Source organism: Streptomyces albiflavescens, assembly GCF_014645835.1.
In the GTDB taxonomy this organism is placed as follows: domain Bacteria; phylum Actinomycetota; class Actinomycetes; order Streptomycetales; family Streptomycetaceae; genus Streptomyces; species Streptomyces albiflavescens.
The window spans coordinates 17,929-37,347 of record NZ_BMMM01000019.1 but is presented as its reverse complement, the minus strand read 5'-3'; the positions used below and the strand labels follow the sequence as shown (position 1 = coordinate 37,347).

Genomic DNA, 19,419 nt, shown 5'->3' with positions numbered 1-19,419 from the left:
CGGGGTCTTCGCGTATATGCAGGCAGATGCCGCCGAAAGCAGCCGTGCGCACCAACGGGGGCGGAATCGGCACGATGCGCACCTCGCCTTGTGCCCGCTGCTTCAGGCCGCGCCGATCGTGCGCCTCCCCTTGCCCCGCTTACGTCGTACCCTGCTCAGTAGGTTGGACGTCAGGTATTCCAACTCCACTGCGAATTCGAGCACGTTGAAGACCACCGCACGCCGACGCCGGTACGTCTGGGTGGCCGCAGGCTTGCCGTCCAGTCTCCGGCCCAACCCGTCGATCAGCCCATGAACACGGGCGATCTCTTGCAACTCCCCCATGGGTAGCGAGGCCTTGTCGATCCACCGTAAGGCCGCCACGATCCTCCGGTCGCTCCCGCTCCCGGCGGGTAACCGGCAGGACATACGAGCGCAGCGCCCGCCGCAGCACCTCGGGAGCAGGACGCCCCCGCCCCGGTTTGACCCGGTCGATGGCGCGCAGGACCTCGCCTCTGTTCTTCGCACTCTTGATCAAGGCTGGCAGCCGAGCGACGAGCGTCATCTTTCGCACCTTCGCGTCCCGCGGAGCTCGTTCGCGCAACGGCGCCTGTACCAACTGCCGGATCAGCTCAGGGTGTTCTGGGTTGCCCTCAGGGCAGTTGAGGTGTCAATTACGCAAGCCAGGGCATAAGTGGACACAGAGCCCACCGCTCGCTACGGTCGAATTGCAGGCGCCGCAAGCCGGAACCCACCGGCCCACATGGCGCCCAACGCATCGCGGTGTAAATGCCGCTCCCTGGAGGGTAAATCGCGCAAAGGGTCTGCCCTGGCCAGGTCGAGGCACCGTGTGCGCGTTTCATCTCGAAGGAGAGGATAGCTATGCGCGCGAAGCGAATCATGGTGGTCATGGCGAGCCCCCTCGCCGCAGCAGCACTGGCGTTCTCGCCGACGCTGATGGCGCAGGCGGCAGCCGATACCAGCCAAGCGCCGACGGCGTTCGCCCCGCAGGCCCCAGAAGTCAAGAGCCCAAGCAAACAGGGTGCGATAGATGGGGCAGCTACCGGAAACCAGGATGGGGTGCATTGCAATTGGGGACTGCACGATAACCCCGAAGCAAAGAAGAGCGTGTACAAGAAGGCGAAGGACTACACGGCGTACGAGAACGCCTACGAAACGGCGTATAAGACGGCCTACGAGCAGCAAGACGACAAGTGTGACCCCAACGAGTAGCCCTCATTGCCCGTAAGGGTGGAGGGCACCGCCCTTTGCGGCGTTCCAACCCGCAGGTCACACCTCCGATCGCTCACTCAGTGAGGACTGGCCGCACGCCGCGTGAGTGAGTCCGTCAAGACACCCTCGGTCTTCTGACATCAGCGTCTGACACCAACAAGCGCGATCAGCGACCGCCCCGCCCTAGTTCGCATCGAGGGGCTGTGGCACGGTCCTCGGGCCGTGCCACTCTCGTGCCAGTACATCGGCGACGCCAAGGGATTCGAGCCGCTTCCCACCGAGCAACGGCACCAGGTAGAGCCGGACATGCGCCTCTACTTCTCGAAGAGGCCGCCGACCACGACGCCTGACAGCACCAACGGCCGGTGGAGCCTCTTGACTCGGCCATGAGGACTCCGCCTTGATACGTCCTGAGACGTGGGGAGAAGCCGCGCCGCGCGACAGCCGTCGTCAGCGATATGACCGGACCCTTCGCGCTGGGCTCTGTTATGGATGGCTTTCACTGTGTAGCGCCGTGCGGTAGGCGGCCGGGGTGACCCCGTAGGTGCGGGTGAACCACCGGGTGAGATGGGCTTGGTCGGCGAAGCCGGCCTCGGCTGCTGCCATCGATGGTGCCGTGCCTTCGGCCAGGAGTGCACGGGCTCGGCGCAATCGCAGATCGCGTTGGTAGTCACTGGGGGCGAAACCGTACGCTGCGCGGAAGCCCCGGTACAGCGCGAAGCGATTGCAGCTGGCCACCCGGGCCAGGTCATCGGCGGCGATGTTCTCGGCGAATCGCTGCCTCAGCAGACTGCGGGCCCGTTCCATGGCGGTCAGGTCCACCCGGTCCTGCGGGTCCGCCAGACGTGCCGGACGTGTGGCGGCATCGCGGCTCAGGGCCAGTACGGCGGCGGTGAGGTGTTCCTCGATGACCAATCGGGGTGCGTTGCCGACGACCGCAGTGTGGAGGCGGGCCACGGCTCGGGCCAGGGCCGGGTTGTCCACCACCGGGGTGTCGAAGAGCGGCAATCCGGCACTGCCGGGATCTGCGTCGGCGAGAACGTCCCGGACAAGATCCTCGCCGAGGTGCAGCATCCGGTAGCGGTACCCGTGGGGGACGGCCGACTGCCCGTCGTGGGGCTCGTCCGGATTGAACGCCATGACCAGTCCCGCCGCGCTGACGTGCCGCTCTCCCCTGCACACGAATGACTGGGCGCCGTTGTCGGTGACTCCGAAGGAGTACGTGTCGTGGGCGTGCGTCGGATAGGCGTAGTGCTCGAAGCGGGCGTCCATGACCTCCAGGGCAAGCCCGGGAACCCGCCAGTAGGCGGCGCGCTCTGCGGAGGGCGTCATGTCTCAATTGTGCCGCACGAGCGTTCAAGCCTCCGCGCCTCCTCACGGCGCACTCTGGACCCATCGCCGCAACCAGCGAAGGAATCACAGGAATGACCGGGAACGTCTCAGCAGCACCGACGGGCCTTCACGGTACGGAGAGAGTCCGCCTGGCCGTCTACAACGGATTTGCCCGCACCGGCCGTGCTCCGAGCGTGCTGGAAACCGCCGCACTCACCGGGCTCGCCCCCGACCAGGTCCGCCAGGAACTGCGCACCCTTCACGCAAGTCACGATGTGGTCCTGGATCCACAGGACCACGACCAGGTCGTGATGGCCCATCCGTTCGCGTCCGTGCCGCTCGGCTTCTCCGTGATGGGGGCGCACACGCTGTGGTGGGGCGGCTGCGCCTGGGACTCGTTCGCCATGCCCCACCTGCTTCGGGACGAGCCCGACGTCCTGGTCGCCACCCGCTGTCCGGCCTGCGACACCCCGCATGCCTGGGTGGTCGGCCGAGACGCACCCCCGGAGGGCGACCAGGTGGCCCATTTCCTCATCCCCATGCACCGGGCCTGGGACGATGTCGTGCGCACCTGCGGCAACCAGCGCCTGTTCTGCTCCACCGACTGCGTCGACACCTGGCTGCAGCAGACGGGCCAGGAGCGCGGTTACGTCATGGATCTGGGCACCCTGTGGCGGTTCGCCAGCGACTGGTACACCGGACGCCTGGAGCCTGGCTACACCCGCCGCGACCCCGCCTCCGCCACCACCTACTTCTCCGAGGTCGGCCTGCATGGGTCTTTCTGGGGACTGCCCGACTGAGGCTGAATCCGTCTGATGCCCCAGGGCGAGCCGCCACAGCAACCGCCCCCCCGACCGGCAACGTCCTCACAGTGCCGTAGCGCAACCAGGAGCGACTCGATGCCCACTCCGCCTATGCCGGCGCGTTGGTCAACTACCGCCGCTGTCCGGTCCATCTCTGGTTCTGTGTGCACCTATGCGCAGCCATATGCGGTGCTGAGCGGCCCTAGGACGGGGTCTGTGGACTATTCGTGGACAGGATCTTGGAGCGTCTGCCCAGGTCAGAGCAGCCGCCTCGGAGCGGACACAGCCCGGCGTGCCAGTCCCGCTCCAGATCCGCTGCGTCGAATACGCTGCGAAGACGTCCAACCTGACGTCCTTGACAGTGCGTGCACTGCCGCGCGGAGGCGGCTCTTCACGTCGGCCCGGATGGCGCAGCCGCCGGATGCAGGAAGGGGTGTGGCATGAGGTCCCCAGGCGTGCACCTGCGGGAGATCACCGACGACAACCGGGATGCCGTTCGTGCCCTCCGCGTCCGACGCGACCAGAAGCAGTTCGTCGCCTCCGTGTCCAAGTCGCTCAAGGAGGCGACAAGGAAGCCGGAGGCCAATCCCTGGTGCCGCGCCGTGTACATCGGCGACGAGCCAGTCGGCTTCGTGATGCTGTCGTGGAAGCCGCCGGCTGGTCCTTACAAGGGGCGACACTTCATCTGGCGCCTCCTCGTCGACAAGCGGCACCAGAGGCGAGGGATCGGCCGAGAGACGCTCACCCAGATCGCCGCCCTGGTTCGCGCGGACGGCGCCACCGAACTGCTGACCAGCTACGATCCCGGCGACGGCGAACCGTGGCCCTTCTACCAGAAGTTCGGGTTCGAGCCCACCGGGGAGATCGACGACGGCGAGATCGTTCTGCGGCTCATCTTCCCCCCTCAGTGAACCTTTCTCGGTAACGTCTCGCGACTCTTCGTGATCTTCATGCTCAGGCGGTGCGGCCGTGTTCGAGCAGGGTCGAGGCGACTTGGCGCAGGGCCTTGAAGGTGACCTTCAGCAGGGCGTTGGCGCGTTCGGCGACGCCGTGCACGCCACGGATCACGGCGTTGAACGCCTTTTCGGGCTCGGTGAGTTCGCCGCCTTTGGGTTTCTTGACCGGGTGACGCAGGCCTTCTCCGGCGTTCTCGTAACCGAGGTCGGTCAGGGTGGGGATGCCCAGGGTGGCGGCGAGCCGGTTCAGGTCATCGACCAGGCCGTGGGCTCGGGCACAGGTGGTGTCGTGCTCACGTCCCGGTCGCACTGGCGAGACCCACAGCGGCCAGCCGTCCGGGGCGGAGATGACCTGCACGTCGCCGCCGTGGTGCCGGTGTTTGCCGGCCACCACAGATCCGCGCCGTTGGGGCCGGGCGCGGCGACGCGGTCGGTGCGCACCACAGTGCCGTCGAGGTTGAGGTGGGTGTAGCCGGCTGCGACGGCTCGCTCCAGCGCGGTGGCCAGGTCCGGGGCGTGGTCGGACAGCACGGTGAGCCTTCGTGCAGGTAGCGGTACGCAGTCGGACCGGAGATGCCGCTGTCCCGGGCGAGTTGGGCCCTGCGCGTGCCGTCGACGAACCAGCGCAGGACCAGGACGGGCTGCTTGAACGGGCTCAGTGCGCTTGCTGGTGGGTTGAGACTTCGAGCCCTCCCTCAACGGCACGGGAGTTTCGTGCGTTGCGGCCGTCCATCCGCCCCGCCGCCGTCACCCGATCGGTGGCCTCGCTGAAAAGGCTCACTGCGTGTTCTCGTGGCGTGCGCTCTGTGGTGCGCGACCATACGGACGCCGACACAGGCCCGATCCTCGGCGTCGTACGTAAGGAAGGGTTCTCGCTGGCTGCCGGGCCCCACCTTCACTGCCGCGGGTCTGGTCAGGCGTCCCCAGCCGGCGGGCGCCACGGGCGCCACGAGTGCCGGTCGCAGCAGCACCGGCGAAGCAACCAACGTCAAGGGCAGGCAGCCGGCAGAAGGAAACACCGAGACAGAAAGAAGGACGGACGTGTCCCGCAGCGAAAGCGAGAACCCGGTCATCCCCTCCCCGGCCGCCACGCCGACCCGACCCAAGACGAACCGGGACTGGTGGCCGAATCAGCTGGACCTTCAGGTTCTCCATCAGCACTGTCCCCGGTCCAATCCGATGAGCGAGGACTTCAATTACGCCGAAGAATTCTCCACCCTCGACCTCGACGCGCTGAAACAGGACATCTTCGGGGTGATGACGGCGTCGCAGGACTGGTGGCCTGCCGACTACGGCCACTACGGGCCGCTCTTCATCCGGATGAGTTGGCATGCCGCGGGAACGTACCGCGTCGACGATGGCCGGGGCGGTGGTGGCGCGGGCGCTCAGCGTTTTGCCCCCCTCAACAGCTGGCCGGACAACGTGAGCCTCGACAAGGCACGGCGATTGCTCTGGCCCGTCAAACAGAAGTATGGCCGGAAAATCTCCTGGGCCGACCTTCTGATCTTCACCGGCAACTGTGCCATGGAATCGATGGGGTTCAAGACCTTCGGGTTCGGCTTCGGGCGAGAGGACATCTGGGAACCCGAGGAAATCTTCTGGGGGCCCGAGGACACATGGCTCGGAGATGAGCGTTACAGCGGGGACAGGGAACTCGCCGGTCCTCTCGGTGCCGTGCAAATGGGACTGATCTACGTCAATCCGGAGGGGCCCAACGGTGACCCGGATCCGATGGCTGCCGCCAGGGACATTCGCGAGACATTCGGGCGTATGGCGATGAACGACGAGGAGACGGTTGCGCTCATCGTCGGCGGCCATACGTTCGGCAAGTGTCATGGCGCGGTCGATGCACAGTACATCGGCCCGGAGCCCGAGGCCGGCCCCATGGAGCAGCAAGGCCTCGGCTGGAGGAACACGTACGGCAGCGGCAAGGGCGCCGACGCGCTCACCAGTGGGCTTGAGGGCGCATGGACCACCGAGCCGACGAAGTGGGACAACGGGTACCTGGACAACTTGTTCAGATACGACTGGGAGCTGACGGTCAGCCCCGCCGGTGCGAAGCAGTGGACTCCCACGGATCCGGCGGCCAAGACCACTGTGCCTGATGCTCATGATCCGTCGAAGAGGCATGCTCCCATGATGCTGACGACGGACCTCGCGCTGAAGGTGGATCCGGTCTATGCGCCGATCGCGAAACGCTTCCACGAGAACCCGGACGAGCTCGCGGCGGCGTTCGGCAAGGCGTGGTACAAGCTGCTGCACCGCGACATGGGACCACGCTCCCGTTACCTTGGCCCGTGGGTTCCCGAGCCCCAGCTGTGGCAGGATCCCGTGCCCGAGGTCGATCACGAACCAGTCGCGGACGAGGACATCGCCGTCCTCAAGGCCAGGATCCTCGCCTCGGGACTGTCCATCTCCCAGCTGGTCACCACCGCTTGGGCGTCGGCAGCGAGCTTCCGCGGCACCGACAAGCGCGGCGGGGCCAACGGGGCACGGATTCGGCTCGAGCCGCAACGCAGCTGGGAGGTCAACGACCTGCCCGAGGTGACCGAGGTGGTGCGGGCTCTCGAGCAGATCCGGCAGGACTTCGACGGCTCGCAGGCCGGCGGAACGAAGGTCTCGCTCGCTGACTTGATCGTCCTGGGCGGGTGCGCGGCCGTCGAGCAAGCCGCGAAGAACGCCGGGCACGACATCACGGTCCCGTTCGTACCGGGGCGCACGGACGCCTCGCAGGAGCAGACCGACGTGGAGTCGTTCGCCGCGCTCGAACCCAGGGAGGACGGGTTCCGTAATTACCTCCGGGCGGGAGAGAAGCTGTCGCCGGAGACTCTCCTGCTGGACCGCGCCAACGTGCTGACACTGACCGCTCCCGAGATGACGGTTCTGATCGGCGGCATGCGGGCCCTGAACACCTGCTTCCAGCGATCCTCCCACGGTGTTTTCACCCACCGGACGGAGTCACTGACCAACGACTTCTTCGTCAACCTGCTCGACATGGGCACGGAGTGGAACGCGTCTTCCTCTGCTGACAATGTGTTCGACGGCCGGGATCGCGTGACGGGCGAGGTCAAGTGGACCGCCACCGCCGTCGATCTCGTCTTCGGTTCACACTCCCAGCTCCGAGCCATCTCGGAGGTCTACGCGTCTCAGGACGCGGGAGAGAAGTTCGTGCGTGACTTCGTGGCAGCGTGGGACAAGGTGATGAACCTCGATCGGTTCGATCTCGCCTGAGCCTCAATGAGATGTTCTCGGCAACGGGTCGGCTGCGGAGTGTGATGACCAGAGGGGTCACTGCGGACGGAGAGGCGTGAAGCCCCTGGGAGGAACGCGCCTGCGAAGATCAGATTCCGGCCGAGAGGCTTCACGTGCCACCCGGTATCACCTACAGCGCCGTGCTCGACGTCAGCAGGCAGACCGCCCACTTCCTCGCCCGGCTCCTCCAGCAGCACCGCGAGCGGCTCGGCACCCGCAAGGGCACCCGCGCACTCAGCCCGTTCAAGCATCCCGTCCTGGTCCTGCGCTGGTTCGTTGACGGCACGCGCAGGGCCCAACTCGCCCCAGCCGGAGGCGCCGGGTCAGGTCGTCGACCTGATGGCCGCGCTCAAGGAGTCCGTTGCGAAGGCGCGGCTTCCCGCGGCGAGGACGCCACCGTCCATGACATGCCGAAGGAGAAGACCGCGGCCAAGAAGGCCGCGAAGAAGCAGCCGGCCAAGAAGGCCGCGGCGAATAGGACGGCCAAAAAGACGGCAGGGCGGAAGCCGCGTACTGCCTGGCGACCGACAGATCACCCTGGCGCCGTCCACACTTTGGGCCCGCCGCCGCGCCACTCGATCAGCTCGGGGTCGTCGATCGTCGTATCCGCCTCAGGCAGGCCTTCGCGGCGCAGGAACTCCACCACGTCCAGCACGTGGTAAGCCGTGCCGACTGGCTCGCCACGGATCGTCACCCGCCTGCCACCGTCCGGCTGCGGCGGGTGCACGACCACAGGCACACTCTCCGGCATATTCCCAACCTCCCTCTCCGACAGCCCGGACACGCGTCTGCGCTGATCACTCCAGGTACCCGAGCTCGCTGCCAGGTCGGCAGTGCGTGCAGGCCGGTACCCCATCGACGAGCGCCCGCAGCGCTTGGTCCCGCTCGACTCCGCGGCTCCGCTTTCCGGCGTTCCAGCACCCGCCCACGTGGACGTACACGGGGTCGCGGCCTGAGAGGCCCTGCTCGATGAGCCAGTCCGGCGCGGGCGGCCGGGCGTCGAATCCGCGCTGCCCCTCGGCTTCGCGCTGCTTCTCGGCCTCGATCCATCGCCGCATGCGCGTCAGGTCCTGCTCCTGTACGCGTTCCAGGAAGCGCAACAGGTCGAGACGGGTAAGCGGAAGTGGATCGTTCACACGTTCGAGTCTAGGTGGGATCGCCCCCTTGGCGCCCGTCGCCAGCCCAGGGCGATACCCCTCCCCCACCCACGCCTTGCGGTGCGCCGGATAACCCCAAGCTGTTCCATCTGCTCAGGGCGGTATGCCACGGAGGACGGGCTCGATAGACCGACGCTTCGGCCAATCTCTCGGATCGTGGGAGCCTCTCCGCTCCAGCACGATGGGGGGCGCAGGGTGGCGCTGCCATCGGAAGGGTGAGATGCGGGGGAACCTCAGACAGAGAGCGGCGGACATGTGCGGACGCCTACGGACCATCACAGCAGGTGAGAGGCGCAGTTTGACAAGGTCGAGCATCCACCCAAGTTGCTTCGCGACGAAGAGACGGCGGGTTCAAATCCCGCCCGCTGCCGGCACGCGGAAGACCGGGCCTCGGGACCCCAGCAGCCCGGGAACGCCCTGCCACAGGGCTGCCCCGTTCACCCGCTCCCAATGTGCGGTCGCCCGGGACCGCGCCCACAGGAGCACGGCCAGCGGGACCAGCATGACCGGCGGCATCACCTCATGGAACGTCAAGCCGAGGAGCATCATCCAACAGGCCAACACACCCACAGCCACAGCCGTACGCCAGAGCGACTGCCGCCTCGACGCATCCTGCCCCTCGAGCGGTACTGCGACGCTATCGATCCGGACGGCATGCTCGTACTGGTGGCGCCGCCGGGCCGGAAGACGGAAGCTCAGCGGCAGCATCGCAAGCGACATAAGAATGACCACGACCGTTCCCACCAACAGCGTCTCCAGCCGGTTGGCCGTAGCGATCAGGGCCAACAGCACCCCTTCAGACAGCACCGCGCCCGCAGCCATCATCAGCGCGGACATCCGCTCGAAGGGCACCACCCGTATCAGCCCGTCTCGGGCAGCACCAGCCATCGTCGTAGCCCTCCCCCTGCCCGGACACCCGTACGGGCAGGGAAGATCCAACTCCGGGCGGAACGCAAGGTCAACAGCCGTGATGCCAGCACATCGCAAAGCTTGACACCGGTCCAAGCGCCGGGCCCGCACAGAGCAGCCCATAGGCTCGGCGCGGCCCAGACAGCTTCCAAGGACGCAACCGGCCGATGCGTGCCACAGTCGTGCCACATCGGGCGGTCATCCACGGTCAACGACGGTTCGTTGCAGCTGAGATGGACCGCTGATCTGCGGACCCCTCGAAGCCTGGGTGACCTGCACGCCCTCGACCAGTTCGACGATCCCGACGCGTGAGCCCGCATGGCCCACGAGCACCGCGTCCTCTCTGCACACGCGCCGGAGCCCCTGCACCCGCGAGCGCGACGACGCCTGAGGGTGCGAGTTCGATCTGGGCGCTCAGGAACCGCCTCCAGTCCTGTGCTTGTGCAGTGGGACCAGCGCAAACCACCTGCTCGAACCTCGACCAGAACCGCCACAACGCGTTCCACAGCCGGCTGAAGGAGCTGCGGGCCCGAGCACGTCAGTGAGCGCGGGAGTTGCCCGTCCCCAAGATCCCCGACAAGGCCCGGGGCAAAAAGCGGCAACCCCTAACGATCAAGCCCCCTACCAGCGGAGAATCTCGGGTAGGGGGCTTGTTGCTACCGTCGCTGATCGGCGGCCAGGCTGCCGGTCAGTCCATCGGCGATCACGGATTGAAAAAGTCCCGCGATCTGGCGATCAGAAGGAGACAGCGACGCCGGCCTGGTGGTACTGGCCGACGGTGTCCTGGATCTCGTCCTTGACCGCGCCGAACTGAGCCACGAGGTCCGAGCTGCTGATCGCCGTGGGGCCAGCAGCGATGCCAACCTGCGGGCTCAGGCCACCGGAGACGGTGTCGAGCTCGGCGTCGGAGATTTCAAGGGTCTGAACCTGGGGAGCGGAGTTCATGATGAAACTGCCCTTCGTACGGATGTTCCACAAGGGGGGAGCGGCCAAGCCGGGGACAGACGCTGGGCCGCGACCGCAGGCGCGCGCCATCCGTTTCCGGACACCTTGGCGCGATCCCGGCGGCGCAAAGGATCAAATCACGGAGCGTGCCGCAGCATCCAGTCAGTCGCCGCTCCCAGCAGGGCAGTTGAAACACTCGGCTACTCATCCGTGCGTGCATGCACACGAATTGAGGGCAGCTTCTCTACATGTAGCGCCGCACAGGAAATCGACAGCTATTGCCACGGCAGCTCCGACCAGGACAACTCCGCACCAACAGAACGCACCCGTGTCGCAGTTGCGCCCTCGCTGTGCAGATTCAGTTGCAGACTCAGTCACATATGCATCCGCGCGCCCTTCAGCACCTTGTCCACCGCGTTCCGCGGCCTGCACACGGCCAGCCCCATCAGGTCCAGCTCCTCCGTCGGCACGGCCTGGACGGCGGCGCGGTCGATCCGATCGTGGGGTGGCGTCGCCGGACCGCGCTCGGATCGAACTCCTGACGCGGTGGTCAGCAACCACGCGGAACAGGAGAAGCCCCCGCAGCTATCCCGACAGCAGCTGACCGGCTGTGAGATGCACAAGGGCTCTCACGCTTGGCCCCGTCTTGTCCTCGCGCGCAGCGAGGACACAGACGCCAGTCGCGCCACAGAGGAGACCAGCCCCGGAATGAGGAACCATGCCGGCAGATTCTCCGCCGGCATTCCGACGGAGAGGGCCGCTACGGACAGCATCAGCTGCACCGCTGCCACGAAGCAGCCGAACGTCCGGTTCGGAGGCAGCCAGGGCAGCGCGGCCCAGGCGACGGGCAGCAGTAGCCAGGGAACGAGCGCGATAACCATCAGTACCTTCTGCCTACTGTTTTGCCGGCTTGGAGACCCCGGAGGATCCGGGGCCCGCCTGCAAACCATCGCTGCCGATGACCGAGCGCGTTAGACCGTATCCGCTTCGGTGCTGTTGGATGCCGGTCAGACCCACCCTCCCCCGCAGCCGTGTAGGCCCCGTCCACGCACGCGAGGCGTATCCCGTACCGGCACGCCGATCACTGTCTCCGGGTGTTCGAGCTCGCCGTTTGCCCTTGGCCATCGGCCGGCATTCGGCGTGAGGGGCACGGCTAAAACACCCCACCGACCTCCGGGTCACAGTGCACGCTGATCCGATCGAACCAGCGGCAAGGAAACCCAGGTGGCGATGACCTCAGCCGATGGCCTCCCCACTCTGCCGTCGCTGGGTGGAACCGTAAAATTCCGTCCGCTTCGGGGCGCTCCGGGCACCCCGGAAAGTGCTCGGCACCCCTCAGATGCCGACGCGCCCTCACCTGCCGGTGCCCCGCGTACGAGGTCCGTACGCGGGGCACCGTGGTGTTCCGGGTCAGGCGACGACCTGGCCCTCGTGCAGCTTGCGGATGTCGTCCGCGTCGTAGCCGAGGTCCGCGAGCACCTCGTCGGTGTGCTCGCCGAGCAGCGGCGCACCCTGGATGTCGGGCTTGAAGCCGGAGAACTTGATCGGGCTGCCCACCGTCAGGTAGGTGCCGCGCTCCTTCTGCTCGACCTCGACGATCGTGCCGCTCTTGCGCATGTCGGGGTCCTCGGCGAGCTCCTTCATGCTGAGCACCGGCGCACAGGGCACCTCCCACTTGCGCAGGATGTCGACCGCCTCGTACTTGGTCTTGTCGGCGAGCCACTTCTCGATCTCGCCGAAGATCTCCATGATGCGCGGCTGCCGGGCCCGGGCAGTGGTGTAGTCCGGGTCGTCGACCCACTCGGGGTGGCCGATGGCTTCGGCGGTGCGCTTCCAGTTCTGTTCCTGGACCGTGAAGTAGATGTAGGCGTTGGGGTCGGTCTCCCAGCCCTTGCACTTCAGGATCCAGCCCGGCTGACCGCCGCCGCCCGCGTTGCCGCCGCGCGGCACCGCGTCGCCGAACTCGCCGTGCGGGTACTGCGGGTACTCCTCCAGGTAGCCGACCTTCTCCAGGCGCTGCTGGTCACGGAGCTTGACCCGGGTCAGGTTGAGCACGGCGTCCTGCATGGACACCGACACCTTCTGGCCGAGGCCCGTCGCGTTGCGCTGGATGATCGCGGTCAGCAGACCGATCAGCAGGTGCATACCGGTGTTGCTGTCACCCAGGGCCGAACCGCTGATGGTCGGCGGCCCGTCCCAGAACCCGGTGGTCGACGCGGCGCCGCCGGCTGCCTGCGCCACGTTCTCGTACACCTTGAGGTCCGACCACGACGAGGCGTCGTTGAAGCCCTTGACCGAACCGAAGATCAGCCGCGGGTTCAGCTCGTGGATGTGGTCCCACCCGAGGCCCATCCGGTCCATGGCGCCCGGCGCGAAGTTCTCGACCAGGATGTCCGCCTCGCGGATCAGCTTCTCCATGACCTCCTTGCCCTCGGGGGTCTTGGTGTTGATGGCCAATGAACGCTTGTTGCTGTTCAGCATGGTGAAGTACAGGGCATCGAGGTCGGGGATGTCCCGCAGCTGATTGCGGGTCACGTCGCCGCCCTGGGGGCGCTCGACCTTGATGACGTCGGCTCCGAACCAGGCGAGCATCTGGGTACAGGCGGGACCGGCCTGGACCCCGGTGAAGTCGATCACCTTGATTCCGGCGAGCGGCTTTTCACTCATGGTGGCTTCCTTCTCGTGAATGATCTCGGTGCGAGGGTGGGCTGTGCGGGAGCTGGAGTTCGGGGTGGAGACAGTCACTTCCGAGGAGGTCACTTCTTGGCCGGCGTGATGTTGCCGACCGTGATGCCCTTCGGATTGAGGTGCGAGATGTGGCCGCTCTCGGTGCCGGCCGAGGGGTCGATCACGCAGTCGATGAGCGCCGGGCCGCCCGAGGCCAGTGCCTCGGTGAGGGCGGCGGTGACCTCGGCGGGCGTGGTCGCGCGGTAACCCTTGCCGCCGAACGCCTCGATCATCAGGTCGTGGCGGGCCGCGAGCATGAGGGTCGTCGGCGACGGGGCGTCGTCGAGCGGGTTGACGTCGTCGCCGCGGTAGACACCGCCGTTGTTCATGATGATCGTGACGACGGGCAACTTGTAGCGGCAGATCGTCTCCAGCTCCATGCCGCTGAACCCGAAGGCGCTGTCGCCCTCCACGGCCACGACCGGTGCGCCGCTCTCGACGGCGGCGGCGATCGCGTAGCCCATGCCGATGCCCATGACACCCCAGGTGCCGCTGTCGAGGCGGTGGCGCGGTACGTGCATGTCGATGACGTTGCGCGCGATGTCCAGGGCGTTGGCGCCCTCGTTGACGAGGTATGTCTCGGGGCGTGCGTGGATGACATCGCGTACGGCCTTCAGGGCGCCCATGAACTGCATGGGGTGCGGGTCGGCCTTGAGGCGCTCCGCCATCTTGGCGACGTTCTGCGCCGAGCGTGCCCCCAGCTCCTCCCGCCAGGCGGCGGGAGCCGCGATCTGGCCCGGCTTGGTCCGCTCGGCGAGCGTGTCGAGCACCGACTCGATGTCACCGACGAGCGGGGCGGCGATGGGCTGGTTGCTGTCCATCTCCTTGGGCTCGATGTCCACCTGGATGAACTTGGCGTCGGGGTTCCACTGGGGTGCCTCGCCGTGGTTCAGCAGCCAGTTGAGGCGGGCGCCGACGAGCATGACGACGTCGGCCTTCTTCAGCGCCAGCGAACGGGCGGTGGCCGCCGACTGCGGGTGGTCGTCGGGCAGCAGGCCCTTCGCCATCGACATCGGTACGTACGGGATGCCGGTGGACTCGATGAACTCACGGATCTTGGCGTCGGCCTGCGCGTACGCGGCGCCCTTGCCGAGCACCACCAACGGCCGCTCGGCGCCTGCCAGGAGCTCGATCGCGCGGTCCACGGCCTCGGGTGCGGGCAGTTGGCGGGGCGAGGGGTCGACGAGACGGCTGAGCGTCTTGGCGCCCGCCTCCTTGTCCATGATGGAGCCGAGCACCGCGGCGGGGATGTCGAGGTAGACCCCGCCGGGGCGCCCGGAGATCGCGGTGCGCAGTGCGCGGGCGATGCCCCGGCCGATGTCCTCGACCCGGCTCACCCGGTACGCGGCCTTGACGAACGGCTGGGCGGCGGCGAGCTGGTCCATCTCCTCGTAGTCGCCCTGTTTGAGGTCGACGAGGTGGCGCTCGCTGGAGCCGGAGATCTGGACCATCGGGAAGCAGTTGGTGGTCGCGTTCGCCAGCGCGACAAGCCCGTTGAGGAAGCCCGGTGCCGACACCGTCAGCGCCACGCCCGGCTTCTTCGTGAGGTAGCCGGCGGCCGCGGCCGCGTGTCCGGCGTTGCTCTCATGACGGAAGCCGATGTAGCGGATGCCCTGCGCCTGCGCGAGGCGGGCCAGGTCGGTGATCGGGATGCCGACCACCCCGTAGATGGTGTCGACGTCGTTCATCTTGAGCGCGTCGACGACCAGGTGGTACCCGTCGGTGAGCTCGGTCGGAACGTCGGCTGCTGCCGCGGTCTCCATTGTCGAGGGGGCGGTCATGGTCCGAGGTCCTCCTTGGGCAGGTCCTGCCTGTGCGGCTACTGCTCTCACCTTCGTAAGCGCGCCTGCCCGCGTCCAAGACCCATCGACGACCAACTGATAAACAGCATCTATCGATGGCTGGTGGAGGGGTGCGACGTCGCCTCGCAGCTCCCTTGATAGACGCCTGCTATCGGCCGTTCACCAGTGGGTATTGGACGCGCTCCGCACGCCGCCGCAGGCTCGCAGAGGACTGCTTTCATCAGGCTGGGCGCGAGGAGGTGGAGTCATGGCCGTTCCGGCGGCGGCATCCGTGCACGACGCGGACCGGTACCGGCCCCCGGCGGTCACGGGTCTCGTCGATCTCCTCGATCGGCACGTTCGCGAGCGCCCGCATGCCAGGGCGCTTGTCGTCACCGGCGACCGGGTGCACCTGTCGTACCGCGCCCTCGCCGCGCTGGCCGACGACGTGGCCGCCCGGCTCGGCGGCACGGGGCTGCACCGCGGGGACGCGGTGGGTCTCGTCTGCGCCAACAACGCCGAGTTCGTGGTCGCGCTGCTGGGTGCGGCACGGGCCGGTCTGGTGGTCGCTCCGATCGACCCGGCGCTGCCCGAGTCGCAGCTGTCCGCGCGGCTCGAGGCGCTGGGTGCGCAGGCGGTGCTCCTCGGTCCCTCCGCGGCCGGCGCCCCGCCGGTCGCACGGCTCCCCGTCCCGACCTGGCCGCTGCGCGTTGACGCCTCCCGGGCGGGAACGGCGGCAGCGGTGCTCGACACCGGCGCGGCTGTGGTGCGCCAGGTTCGGGGCGCGGCAGCCGAGTTGTCCAGCCACGACGCCCTCGTCCTGTTCACCGCGGGAACCACCGACCGGGCCAAGATGGTCCCGCTGACGCACGCCAACGTGGCCGCCTCGGTGCGGAACATCTGCGCCACCTATGAGTTGGGGCCCGATGACGCGACGGTCGCGGTGATGCCGTTCTTCCACGGCCACGGGCTGTTCGCGGCGCTTCTGGCGTCGCTGGCGAGCGGCGGGTGCGTCCTGCTGCCCGAGCGGGGCCGGTTCTCGGCGCGCACGTTCTGGAACGACGTGCGGGCCGCGTCCGCGACGTGGTTCACCGCGGTCCCGACCATCTACGAGATCCTGCTGGACCGCTCGGAGATCGAGTACCCGGGTCCGCAGGTCCCGCCCCTGAAGTTCGTACGCAGCTGCAGTGCACCCCTCAACACGGCCACGCAGCGGGCTCTTGAGCGCACGCTCGGCGCACCGCTGCTGTCCGCGTACGGGATGACGGAGTCCACGCACCAGGCGACCAGCGAGCCGCTGTCGCAGCGGGGTCCGCTGAAGCACGGTTCGGTCGGCCGGCCGACCGGGGTGGACCTCCGCGTCGTCGACCAGGACGGGTCTACTTGTCCGGTCGGCACGGAGGGCGAGGTGTGGGTGCACGGTCCCACCGTGGCCCGCGGCTACCTCGGCAACCCGGCAGAGACGGCGCGCAGTTTCGCCGACCGCTGGTTCCGCACCGGTGACCTGGGCTCACTGGACAAGGACGGCTACCTTTCCCTGACCGGGCGCATCAAGAACCTGATCAACCGGGGCGGCGAGAAGATCTCGCCCGAGCACGTCGAGGACATCCTCGCCGGCTGTCCCGGAGTCGCCGAGGCGGCCGTGTTCGCCGTGCCCGACGCGACGTACGGGCAACGGGTCGGCGCCGCCGTCGTCGTACGCGAGGGCGAGGGGCTCGGGTCCGAGCAGATCCTCCAGTACTGCCGTGACCGGCTGGCCGCGTACGAGGTGCCCGACCGGCTGGAGGTCGTCGCCGCGCTGCCGCACACCGCCAAGGGAGCGCTCGACCGGCGGGCGGTGGAGGCCCGGTACGCCCAGTGACCCGGAGGGTCCTGCTCACCTCACGCGGTGCTCGGTCGGCAGGGGTTCTTCGAAGAAGTCGTCCAGCGACAGGCCCGTTGCCGCGTTCACGAACGCCCGGGCGGCGATCGAACCGGGAGTTGCCGCGTGGATCGCCACCGAGACCTGGGCCCTGGCGTCCGGGTCGACCAGGCGCACGGCTCTGGTCCTGCCGATGACCGGCATCGCTCGCAGCCACGAGTGCGGCACGATGCTGGCCCACTCGCCGCCGCCCACATGCGCGTAGAGGGAGGCGATCGAGTCCGTCTCCACCTGCGGGGTCACCACGACGCCCTTGTCCGCGAACACGCTGTCGATGAGCTCGCGGATCCGGTGGTCGGGCGTCAGCAGCGCGAGCGGCAGTTGGGCCGCCTCCGTCCACGTCATGGTGTTGGTCTGGGTCATCAGCTGGTCGCCCGAGACCAGCAGCATGTACCGCTCCTCGTACAGCGGCATCACCTGCAGGTTCTCCCGGTCGCCCGGCGCGAAGTGGGCGATCGCGGCGTCCAGTTCGAACTCGCGCAGCTGGCGCAGGAGCTCCTTCGTCGACAGCCGGGAGCGGACCTGCACCTTGGCCAGGGGGTGCGCCGAGCAGAACGCGGCGACGGGCAGCGCCAGGGTCGTCGACGCGGTGGGTTCCGTGCCCAGCCGCAGCGTCCCGGTGATGCCGGACTGTACGGCGGCCACCTCGGCCTTGAACGCGTCCTGCTCGGCGAGGATGCGCTTGGCCCACACGACGAGCCGTTCGCCCTCCGGAGTGAGGCCCTGGTAGTTGTGGCCACGGTTGATCAGCGTGACGTTCAATTCCCGCTCCAGCTTGGCGATCGCCGCCGAGAGCGCGGGCTGCGAGACATAGCAGGCTTCTGCCGCCCGGGCGAAGTGCCTTTCCCTGGCCACCGCCACGAAGTACTCGAGCTGGCGGAACAGCATGACGACTCCTCTCTGCCTGGCGCCGCGCCAGCGCTTGGAGCCGGCTGGATGCCGTGTGACCAGCCAAGCTTACCGAGCGTGGCATGCCGCGCCCTCCGTACCTGCCCCCGTAGCCGGTGCGGCAGCCGCGGCGAGCACGCGGGGGTCGCCCCGTCCTCGCCGGGCTCCCGCCCGGGCACCGCCGGCATCTGTCAGGCAGGCACTGGCTTCTGCGTTGTGCCGGCGTTGTCCGCACCCGCCGTACTGCGTCGCGACAGCAGGTCGGTGGCGGCGTGCACCGCACGCAGGGTGGGTGCGTCGGCGCCGGAGATGTCGGCCATCTCCACCACCGCGGTCACGATGGCGTCGAGTTCCAACTGCTTGCCCGCCTCGAGGTCCTGGAGCATCGACGTCTTGTGGTGGCCGACCCCCTCCGCACCGCGCAGCCGCTTCTCGATCGAGATGTCCGGAGTGCTGCCGACCCTGGCCGCGATGTCGAGGGTCTCCTCCATGAGCTGGGTGACCAGCCGCCGGGTGGGCGGATGTTGGCAGATCTCGACCATCGTCGCCCGGGTCAGCGCGCTGATCGGGTTGAACGCGACGTTGCCCATCAGCTTGATCCAGATGTCGTCGCGCAGGTTCGGCTCCACCGGGCACTTCAGCCCGCCCGCGACCATGGCCTCACTCAAGGCCGTACAGCGGTCGGAAACCCCGCCCGCGGGCTCGCCGATGGAGAAGCGGGTGCCCTCCAGGTGCCGGATGACACCGGGGGCCTCGATGACCGTGGCGGGGTAGACCACGCAGCCCACCGCCCGTTCCGGCGGCAGGACCTTGCTGGTGGCGCCGGCCGGGTCGACCGCTTCGATCCGGCGCCCCTCGTAGGGACCGGCCAGCTTGTGGAAGTACCACCACGGGATTCCGTTCTGCCCGGCCACCACCGCGGTCCGGTCGCCGAGCAGCGGGGCGACCAGCGAACCGCTGGACGGGTAGGCGTGTGCCTTGAGCCCCAGGAACACGTAGTCCACGGCCCCGACCTCGGCCGGGTCGTCCGTGGCGTGGGGCCGCGCCACGAAGTCACCGCGCGGGCTGTTCACCCGGACCCCATGAGCACGGATCGCCCGCAGGTGCTCACCTCGGGCGATGAGGTGGACGTCAGCGCCACCACGATGCAGTGCCGCTCCGACATAGGCGCCGATCGCACCGGCTCCGAGGACTGCAATTCTCACGGCGGCTCCTCTCGATTCGAGGGGGGTGAATACTGAATGCAGAGTGGATACTGTATGCAGTACCCATTCTGGATGTACAGTCCCCTCGCAGAAAGATGCACGCTCGGGGCAGTGGGCCCACCCCGGACCGATGTCGACCCGAGCCGGCTCCAACGCCTCACGAAGGTGGCCGACATACACATGCCGTCGAGCATCCTCACCCGCTTCGCCGTACATACCGTGCCGGTACTGACCGGGCATCTTGACCACTACGCAGTCAGGAGGCATGCGCCGCTGAGCACGTCCGCCGGCAGGTGAAGGCCCAGGTCGCAACCGGTGGCCGGAGCAGTCG

General features: G+C 67.9%; 17 protein-coding genes and 3 pseudogenes. 6 read left to right on the top strand and 14 right to left on the bottom strand.

The window, feature by feature from the left end:
- Positions 1 to 102: 102 nt before the first annotated feature.
- Positions 103 to 324 carry a hypothetical protein gene (locus IEY95_RS49640; protein WP_229703646.1) on the bottom strand — a complete coding sequence of 74 codons (222 nt, stop codon included), beginning with the start codon at positions 322 to 324 and terminating at the stop codon, positions 103 to 105.
- A 537-nt stretch (positions 325 to 861) separates the two neighbouring features.
- On the opposite strand from IEY95_RS49640, the gene IEY95_RS38590 reads away from it, so the two are divergent.
- Positions 862 to 1,212 carry a hypothetical protein gene (locus IEY95_RS38590; protein WP_189190888.1) on the top strand — a complete coding sequence of 117 codons (351 nt, stop codon included), beginning with the start codon at positions 862 to 864 and terminating at the stop codon, positions 1,210 to 1,212.
- A 486-nt stretch (positions 1,213 to 1,698) separates the two neighbouring features.
- Here IEY95_RS38590 and IEY95_RS38585 read toward each other — a convergent pair whose 3' ends face one another.
- A complete protein-coding gene (locus IEY95_RS38585; RefSeq protein ID WP_189190887.1) occupies positions 1,699 to 2,544 on the bottom strand; it encodes an AraC family transcriptional regulator in 846 nt (281 codons plus the stop codon).
- 92 nt (positions 2,545 to 2,636) lie between these two features.
- Between IEY95_RS38585 and merB the strand changes: the two genes are divergently transcribed.
- Positions 2,637 to 3,344, top strand: coding sequence for an organomercurial lyase (gene merB, locus IEY95_RS38580; RefSeq protein ID WP_189190886.1), 708 nt, complete (start codon positions 2,637 to 2,639; stop codon positions 3,342 to 3,344).
- A 443-nt stretch (positions 3,345 to 3,787) separates the two neighbouring features.
- Positions 3,788 to 4,258 carry a GNAT family N-acetyltransferase gene (locus IEY95_RS38575; RefSeq protein ID WP_229703645.1) on the top strand — a complete coding sequence of 157 codons (471 nt, stop codon included), beginning with the start codon at positions 3,788 to 3,790 and terminating at the stop codon, positions 4,256 to 4,258.
- 43 nt (positions 4,259 to 4,301) lie between these two features.
- On the opposite strand, the pseudogene IEY95_RS38570 reads toward IEY95_RS38575, so the two are convergent.
- Positions 4,302 to 4,965 (bottom strand): annotated as a pseudogene (locus tag IEY95_RS38570) (HARBI1 family protein); the annotation flags it as partial.
- Between the two features lie 379 nt (positions 4,966 to 5,344).
- Between IEY95_RS38570 and katG the strand changes: the two are divergent.
- Together katG and IEY95_RS49635 are read left to right on the top strand one after the other, a co-directional pair.
- Entirely contained in the window at positions 5,345 to 7,534 is a 2,190-nt protein-coding gene (gene katG / locus IEY95_RS38565) for a catalase/peroxidase HPI (protein ID WP_189190885.1), read from the top strand.
- Positions 7,535 to 7,668: 134 nt separating this feature from the next.
- Positions 7,669 to 7,872: pseudogene (locus IEY95_RS49635) on the top strand (IS5/IS1182 family transposase); the annotation flags it as partial.
- A gap of 215 nt (positions 7,873 to 8,087) precedes the next feature.
- Here IEY95_RS49635 and IEY95_RS38560 read toward each other — a convergent pair.
- From IEY95_RS38560 to oxc, 9 genes and pseudogenes are all read right to left on the bottom strand, one after another.
- A complete protein-coding gene (locus tag IEY95_RS38560; protein WP_189190884.1) occupies positions 8,088 to 8,306 on the bottom strand; it encodes a hypothetical protein in 219 nt (72 codons plus the stop codon).
- A 46-nt stretch (positions 8,307 to 8,352) separates the two neighbouring features.
- Positions 8,353 to 8,691: a DUF6233 domain-containing protein gene (locus IEY95_RS38555; protein WP_189190883.1), complete on the bottom strand. Its 339-nt coding sequence runs from the start codon at positions 8,689 to 8,691 to the stop codon at positions 8,353 to 8,355.
- Positions 8,688 to 8,906 (bottom strand): LexA family protein, encoded by a 219-nt coding sequence (locus IEY95_RS38550; RefSeq protein WP_189191007.1) that lies wholly within the window; start codon positions 8,904 to 8,906, stop codon positions 8,688 to 8,690. The genes IEY95_RS38555 and IEY95_RS38550 overlap by 4 nt, the downstream gene beginning before the upstream one ends.
- 157 nt (positions 8,907 to 9,063) lie before the next feature.
- Entirely contained in the window at positions 9,064 to 9,600 is a 537-nt protein-coding gene (locus IEY95_RS38545; RefSeq protein ID WP_189190882.1) for a hypothetical protein, read from the bottom strand.
- Positions 9,601 to 10,356: 756 nt separating this feature from the next.
- Positions 10,357 to 10,566 carry a hypothetical protein gene (locus tag IEY95_RS38540; RefSeq protein ID WP_189190881.1) on the bottom strand — a complete coding sequence of 70 codons (210 nt, stop codon included), beginning with the start codon at positions 10,564 to 10,566 and terminating at the stop codon, positions 10,357 to 10,359.
- Positions 10,567 to 10,940: 374 nt separating this feature from the next.
- A pseudogene (locus IEY95_RS49630) lies at positions 10,941 to 11,069 on the bottom strand (DUF2000 family protein); the annotation flags it as partial.
- Between the two features lie 126 nt (positions 11,070 to 11,195).
- On the bottom strand, positions 11,196 to 11,447 hold the full coding sequence (locus IEY95_RS38530) for a hypothetical protein (RefSeq protein WP_189190879.1): 252 nt from the start codon (positions 11,445 to 11,447) through the stop codon (positions 11,196 to 11,198).
- Positions 11,448 to 11,976: 529 nt separating this feature from the next.
- Positions 11,977 to 13,233: a formyl-CoA transferase gene (gene frc, locus IEY95_RS38525; RefSeq protein WP_189190878.1), complete on the bottom strand. Its 1,257-nt coding sequence runs from the start codon at positions 13,231 to 13,233 to the stop codon at positions 11,977 to 11,979.
- Positions 13,234 to 13,322: 89 nt separating this feature from the next.
- Positions 13,323 to 15,074, bottom strand: a complete 1,752-nt coding sequence (oxc, locus tag IEY95_RS38520) for an oxalyl-CoA decarboxylase (RefSeq protein WP_189190877.1) — start codon at positions 15,072 to 15,074, stop codon at positions 13,323 to 13,325.
- Positions 15,075 to 15,342: 268 nt separating this feature from the next.
- Between oxc and IEY95_RS38515 the strand changes: the two genes are divergently transcribed.
- Positions 15,343 to 16,935: a FadD7 family fatty acid--CoA ligase gene (locus IEY95_RS38515; protein ID WP_189190876.1), complete on the top strand. Its 1,593-nt coding sequence runs from the start codon at positions 15,343 to 15,345 to the stop codon at positions 16,933 to 16,935.
- Positions 16,936 to 16,950: 15 nt separating this feature from the next.
- Here the strand turns inward: IEY95_RS38515 and IEY95_RS38510 are convergent, their stop codons facing one another.
- Together IEY95_RS38510 and IEY95_RS38505 are read right to left on the bottom strand one after the other, a co-directional pair.
- Positions 16,951 to 17,883: a LysR family transcriptional regulator gene (locus IEY95_RS38510; RefSeq protein WP_189190875.1), complete on the bottom strand. Its 933-nt coding sequence runs from the start codon at positions 17,881 to 17,883 to the stop codon at positions 16,951 to 16,953.
- 191 nt (positions 17,884 to 18,074) lie between these two features.
- Positions 18,075 to 19,088 carry a 2-dehydropantoate 2-reductase gene (locus IEY95_RS38505; protein WP_189190874.1) on the bottom strand — a complete coding sequence of 338 codons (1,014 nt, stop codon included), beginning with the start codon at positions 19,086 to 19,088 and terminating at the stop codon, positions 18,075 to 18,077.
- Positions 19,089 to 19,419 lie beyond the last annotated feature (331 nt).